Consider the following 6,632-nt stretch of genomic DNA (forward strand, 5'->3'; position numbering starts at 1 on the left):
GGGAAGTTACAAATTAAAAATAATTAACACCACTTCAAAAAACAGAATGCAACTGTAGGTCTGATCCAAACCCTGATAGGGACTGGTCATTCCCAAGTCGTGAATTTTATATTTTAAGATTTAAGTTATAAATTATAAGTTCTAAAACGCTCTAACTTGCTATTGAATTTTTAATGCCATGAGCTACGACCCCCGTTTTGACCGCTACAGATCGCCGAATTTCAAACGCACAAAACAGTCGGGCGATCGCACTGGGTGGGAAAAACCAGCCAAACCTATATCTTCGGGCAGTTTGGGGCGATCGCCACAACAGACGGCTGCATCTTGGGGGCGACCGGTGGAGCGTTTAAAGCGCAGCAAGTTCCGTTTGTGGGCGGTGTGGGCGGTGTTGATGCTGGGGGGGCTGGGGCTGGCTGTGAATTTGTTTTATTTGCAGGTGACGCGAGCTCCGGCGCTGCGTAAACAGGCCGAGCAGCAGCAAACTCTCAAAACAAAGCCGTTTGTACCGAGACGCCCGATAGTTGACCGCGCGGGGAATGTTTTGGCGATCGACAGACAGGTGTACACGCTCTACGCTCACCCGAAGTTGTTTAACCACTCAAAGGCGGAAATCGCTGCTAAATTGGCTCCGATGCTGGCGATCGAACGGAGTCCGGGCACTACCTCGGAAACTGAACTGATACGCAGGTTTAATCTTGCTGAAAGCGGTATTACAATTGCGGACTCTCTGCCTCAAGAGGTTGCCGATCGGGTCGCTCAGATGCAAATTAAAGAGAGTCTGGTCGATGGCTTGGAGTTGCTGCGGCAGCAGCAGCGTTTTTACCCGCAGCAGGAGTTGGCGGCGGATATCCTCGGTTATGTGGACGGGGAACGGAAGGGACAAGCCGGGGTGGAATACAGCCAGCAGAATTTGTTGGAACGATCGATGCCGTCGATTCAGTTTAGCAGGTCAAGCAATGGGAATTGGGTTCCCGATCGGCTGACGGCGGGATTTGTCCAGCTTGATGACTTGAAATTGCAATTGACGATCGACAGCCGCTTGCAGCGGGCCGCCCGAATTGCGCTTAAGGAAAAAATGAAGCAACACGATGCCAAGCGGGGCACGGTGATTGTAATGGATGCCCGTAACGGGGAATTGCTGTCCGTTGTAGCAGAACCTTCTTATGACCCGAATCAATATTTTAATTTCGATTTGTCGCGCTATAAAAATTGGGCTGTAACTGATGTTTATGAGCCTGGTTCGACTTTTAAAGCGATTAATGTGGCGATCGCTATGGAAGCGGGTGCGGTGAAACCTAATACTGTGTTTAAGGACGAAGGTCGGATTTACATGGATGGCTGGACTATCCAAAATTCCGATTACAAAGTCGTAGGGGCGCGCGGCCCTTCGACTGTTACTGATATTTTGAAACATTCTAGCAATGTGGGGATGGTGCACGTAATGAGAAGTATGAAACCTTCTCTTTACTATCAAGCTTTAGAAAAACTCGGACTCGGACAAACTGCGGGAACTGATTTGCCTTTTGAAGTAACCAGTCAGCTTAAAAATCGAGAGCAATTTATTAACTCTCCGGTGGAAGTTGCTACTACGGCTTTTGGGCAAGGTTTTTCGATTACTCCGATGCAGTTGGTGCAGCTTAACGGCGCTTTGGCTAACGGTGGCAAATTGGTGACTCCTCACGTTGTGCGGGGACTTTTTGATAGGGAAGGTGAAGCTTATTGGAAGCTTCCGAGGCCGGTTCCGAAGCAAGTTTTTTCGCCAGAAACTACTAAGCAGGTGTTAGAAATGATGGAAACTGTGGTTGATGGTGGTACGGGGAAAGCTGCACAAATTCCTGGGTATCGGATTGCTGGAAAAACGGGTACGGCTCAAAAAGCTAAGGCTGGTGGGGGTTATTCTGACAAGGCGATTATTACTAGCTTTGTGGGGATCATGCCTGTGGAGGCGCCTCGCTATGTGGTTTTGGCGGTGATTGATGAGCCGAAGGACGGTTCGGGGGGTACGGTGGCGGCGCCGATTGTGGAGTCGGTGATGGAGGCGCTGATTTCTATTGAGAAGATTGCGCCGAGTAAGAAGTAGTTGATTATATCTGAGATGTGGCGTCAGGAATTGACATCGAATATAACGATCGACAACAGGGCGATTGAGGACACGGCAATGCCGTTTCCGTACTTCAAAATGATTCATGGCGTGATCGGATATAACGATCGACAACAAGGCTATTGAGGACACGGCAGGGCCGTTGCCCTACGCCAAAATAGTTCATCGCGCGATCATCAGATATAACGATCGACAACAGGGCGATTGAGGACACGGCAATGCCGTTTCCGTACCCCAAAAAGATTCATGGCGCGATCGGATATAACGATCGACAACAGGGCGATTGAGGACACGGCAATGCCGTTTCCGTACCCCAAAACATCGATTAATTCTTGTAGGGACACGGCACTGCCGTCTCGAAAGCTGTGGGTAATATTAATTCCGATGTTTCCACCTGAAATATTTTGAAACTATTGTGGGGTGGGCTTCTAGCCCGCCCTAAATATTTAGACTAAAACAACTACACTGCCACCCCTTCAATTTTCTCATCAGTTAACTCGTACAACTCGCGCAACTGCTGCAACTTATCCGCATCCGGCAGCCAAAAACCCCGCCCGTTAGCCTCCAACATTCTCCCGACAATATTGCGAAAAGCTTCAGGATTAGCCTCGCGCAACTTCTGCGCCATCTCCTGATCTAAAGCATAAGTATCAGCCGCCTGATCGTAAACCCAACCATCAGTAAAATCAGCCGTTCCGCCCCAACCAATTAACGCTGTCATGCGCTGCGAAATTTCATAAGCGCCGCCAGAACCTTGATTTGCCATCGCATTAGCCCACTTAGGATTGAGCAACTTAGTTCGATATTCCAAGCGCAGCAAATCTTCTAAATTGCGCGGAGTTGTATCCTTGGAAAAACTTTCTACAAAACTCGTGTTAACCTTTTTGCCGCGCTGCTTTTCTGCGGCTTTCTTCAAACCGCCAGTATTTGCATAATACTCTTGAATATCAGTCAAACCGTATTCCACAGAATCAATTTCTTGAATTATGCGATCGCACCCTTGCAACAACTGAGTCAAAACCTCCGGCCTCGCTTCCCCCTTATCCTTCCTCCCGTAACTAAAAACATTGCGACTTTCCCAAGTTTTCCCTAACTCATCCCCCGATTCCCAACTACCATCAACAACCCTATCGTTAACCAAAGAACCAAAATCCCCAGCCGGATTAGAAAACAACCTTGCTGAATAATTCTGCACACCTTGTGCCTGCAAAATTAAAGCGTGTTTGCGAATAAAATTCTCCGATTCCGGTTCATCAGCATCCGCCGCCCGCACGAACAAATCATCCAACAATTCAATAATATTGACAAAGCTATCTCGGAAAATACCCGAAAGATTTCCCAACACATCAATCCGGGGATGACCGACATCAGCTAACGGCTTTAATTCATAGCGAACAATGCGGCCAGTACCTTCTTTTAGAGGTTCAGCCCCCACCAATTCTAGCAGAATTCCAATAGATTCGCCCCGCGTTTTAATCGCATCCAAACCCCACAACATCACCGCCACAGTCTCAGGATAATTCCCATGTTCCTCAACGTGCTTCTCAATAATTTTCCTGGCCATTTCGCGCCCCCTTTCATAAGCCGCCGGAGAAGGCATCCGATAAGGGTCTAAAGCGTGAATATTCCTGCCAGTTGGCAACACCCCAGCCCCATCCCGCAACAAATCCCCACCCGGTGCAGGCAGAATATATTCCCCATTCAAACCCCGCAAAAGATTACTCAACTCATCCGTCGTTTGCCACAACAAATCCCGCACCAACAAACCCTCCTCAAAAACCCCATCAAACCCCTCTTGTGGCACAGGCATCTTGCCTGTGCTTGCTTGCGAAACAATTGTTTTCACCTGTTCCTGTGATAACCTATCCCCAAAATAAGCCTCAAGATAAGAGGTCATTTCCTCAGAATTAGGGGGTTCCCCGAAAACGTGCAAACCAGAAGAAAACAAGCGACATTCCACCACCTGCAAATACTCGTAAAGCTTCACCAAATAGCGGTTAAAAGCATCAGCACTGAACATTCCCACAGTCTCAAAACTAAAAGCAATCCCCAACTTGCGACCCTCATCAAAGGGACAATCAGCCTCCAAACCGCTATCTAAAACTTTCTTGTAAATAGCCTCTTTCAGCACATAATTCTTTGCAGTATCTTCCCGATATTCCGCAATCAAATCCCGCAAAGCCATCAATTCCTTGTACAAGCCCGCGCGACCGTAGGGCGGCACGTTGTGAGAAATCAAAACACCGTAACCGCGCCGTTTTGCTAACATCGATTCCGAGGGATTGTTGGCGGCATAGATATAAAGATTCGGCAAACTTCCCAACAAAATATCCGACCAAGAATAGCCAGTATTTCCCAGAGGAGAACCGGGCAACCATTCAACAGTGCCGTGCATTCCGAAGTGAACCACAGCATCAGCTTGCAAATCATTTTGCAGCCACTTGTAAAAAGCAGCATATTGAGGGTGAGGCGTCAAATCGCGATCGAACATTAAGCGCATCGGATCGCCCGAAATTCCCAGCGGCGGCTGCAAACCTATCCAAACATTCCCCAGGTGAATGCCACCGATTTGGAACTCGTCGCCGTCTGTCTTAATGCCCGTACCCGTTAAAGATTTCCACTGTTTTTCGATACGACTTGTTGACAGATAGCCCAGCCATTTCTCCAGAGTTTTAACATTAACAGTCTCTTTTGTTGTACGGGCATCTTGCCCGTCACAAGTAGCTTCATCGGCTTCTTTCACCCTGCGAATTAAGTCCTCACCGTCAGCCGGAATTTCTCCAACTGTATAACCTGCTGCTTGAAGTTGGTGCAGGAAATTTAGCAGGGATTTCGGTACATTTAATAAAGCAGCCGTACCCGCCGCACCGTAACCAGGAGGAAACCCGTAGAGAATAATCGCAATTTTCCTTTCAGAGGGGGGAGTTCGACGCAATTTCACCCAATTGTTAATTCTACTTGTCAGGCGTTTCGCGCGATCGGGCACCAGATAAATATCCTCACCCACCAAACCGCCCAGGGGAACAGGATCGATCGCGCCATCCAACTCAGGCAAAGCATACAATACCACACTTTGCAAACCTCCAATCCCCTGACGAGTCCAAGAATGGATATCCTGAATCAGCAGAGGTGCGGACACAAAATAAGGTACATTTTTAGCAGTTAAAATGCGCTTAGCAACTTCCACCTGCCTTCCACCCTCCATCGAACCAGCAGGCCCGCCAACCAAAGGAAAGCCAATAGTAGAAACAATCGCATCAACTTCCACAGCATCTTTAGAAAGCGAAAGAGTTTCAATATTTCCTTGTTTTCGCCGCGCAGTTTCATCAGCAGTCGTCATCCAATCCCGCACCGCCACATGGCCCTCAACGCCATTGATAAAAATCGGCAAAGGCACAATTCCCGCATCTTCAAAATAGCGAATTAATTGAGGAATATAAGGCTGCTTGGTGATAACGTGCTTGCGGTAAAGCAAGATGCCAACAACAGGAGATTTTACTTGATATGAATTTTGGAACCCATTGGTTGCAAAATTTGTGGAACCGGCATCTTGCCCGTTAGAAACCTGGTCATAATTTTCCGAGAAATTAGTCTCAAATTTTGTGGAACGGGCCTCTTGGCTGTTATCGTTATAACCCTTTCTATCCAGATGTCTAGCCTGTTTTGTGGAACTGGCATCTTGCCCGCCCCTAGCACTTTGATTACCGAGATACCAATCCAAATATTGCCGAGGCGATTCAAAATAACCATTATAATCAGGATGCAATAAACCCATATTGGGAGTTTCCACAGGCGGCGGAATTTCTGCAACCTTCAGCCCCAAATACTTTTCGGCAATAATCCAAAACATCGAGACAACATTATCCGCACCGCCCGCATTCCAGTAACCATAAATAATCAGCCAGTTTCGCAAATCTTGCACTTTTTGCACCGGCACATATTTTAATAATTTCGGCCCAACCTTCAAAAAGCTGATGTAACCAGCCAGCTTATCTTCTTCTCGCCCATTGCTGAACTTATCCAGAATAAACTTAACAGGTTTCGGCATTCCCTTCGGTTTGTCGCCAATTTTAAAAGCGCCAATTTGAGTAAGACTCATCAATTCCAAAGCCGACTCAAAAACCAGGCGAATCGAGATATGTTGCACCCTTTCTCGCAGCCACATTACCGCATCGTAATCAAACAGCAAACTCCCAAAAAACACATCAGCATTAGAGAGGGCGGCTGCTACAGCGTCGGGTTCGTCTGCGAGGGCGCGATCGCTAAAAACCCGTACTTCCAATCCCGGGCAGCCAGAAACAGCTAACTCGGCAGCTTTGCGGTACAAATCAGCATTAAAAGATTCAAACCCTGCAATTAAGACAATGCGTTTCACAGCCCTACCTCGAAATATTTGCTTCTTTTAATGATAGACTAATTGCAGAAAATCACAGGCAAGATGCCTGTGCCACTAATAAGCTGTTGCACATTTAAACTGTGATACAAGCATTACCCTTATTTTTGATTTTGCGACCCCATTTAATTATTAATT

The 6,632-nt window shown here is 47.3% G+C and carries 3 protein-coding genes; 1 reads left to right on the forward strand and 2 read right to left on the reverse strand.

Annotation, left to right across the window (positions count from 1 at the left end; all coding sequences use genetic code 11):
- Positions 1-178: 178 nt before the first annotated feature.
- Positions 179-2,080: a penicillin-binding protein 2 gene (locus QT994_RS24010; protein WP_333178990.1), complete on the forward strand. Its 1,902-nt coding sequence runs from the start codon at positions 179-181 to the stop codon at positions 2,078-2,080.
- 197 nt (positions 2,081-2,277) lie between these two features.
- Here the strand turns inward: QT994_RS24010 and QT994_RS24015 are convergent, their stop codons facing one another.
- Positions 2,278-2,445 (reverse strand): hypothetical protein, encoded by a 168-nt coding sequence (locus QT994_RS24015; protein WP_333178992.1) that lies wholly within the window; start codon positions 2,443-2,445, stop codon positions 2,278-2,280.
- 116 nt (positions 2,446-2,561) lie between these two features.
- A complete protein-coding gene (locus tag QT994_RS24020) occupies positions 2,562-6,476 on the reverse strand; it encodes a cobaltochelatase subunit CobN (RefSeq protein ID WP_333178994.1) in 3,915 nt (1,304 codons plus the stop codon).
- Positions 6,477-6,632 lie beyond the last annotated feature (156 nt).

Origin of the sequence: Microcoleus sp. S13_B4 (assembly GCF_036700885.1) — a bacterium.
Lineage (GTDB): Bacteria > Cyanobacteriota > Cyanobacteriia > Cyanobacteriales > Microcoleaceae > Microcoleus.

Bases quoted from the DNA above. Each gene is read 5' to 3' on its own strand.
- QT994_RS24010 (WP_333178990.1), top strand. From the start codon at position 179: ATGAGCTACGACCCCCGTTTTGACCGCTACAGATCGCCGAATTTCAAA.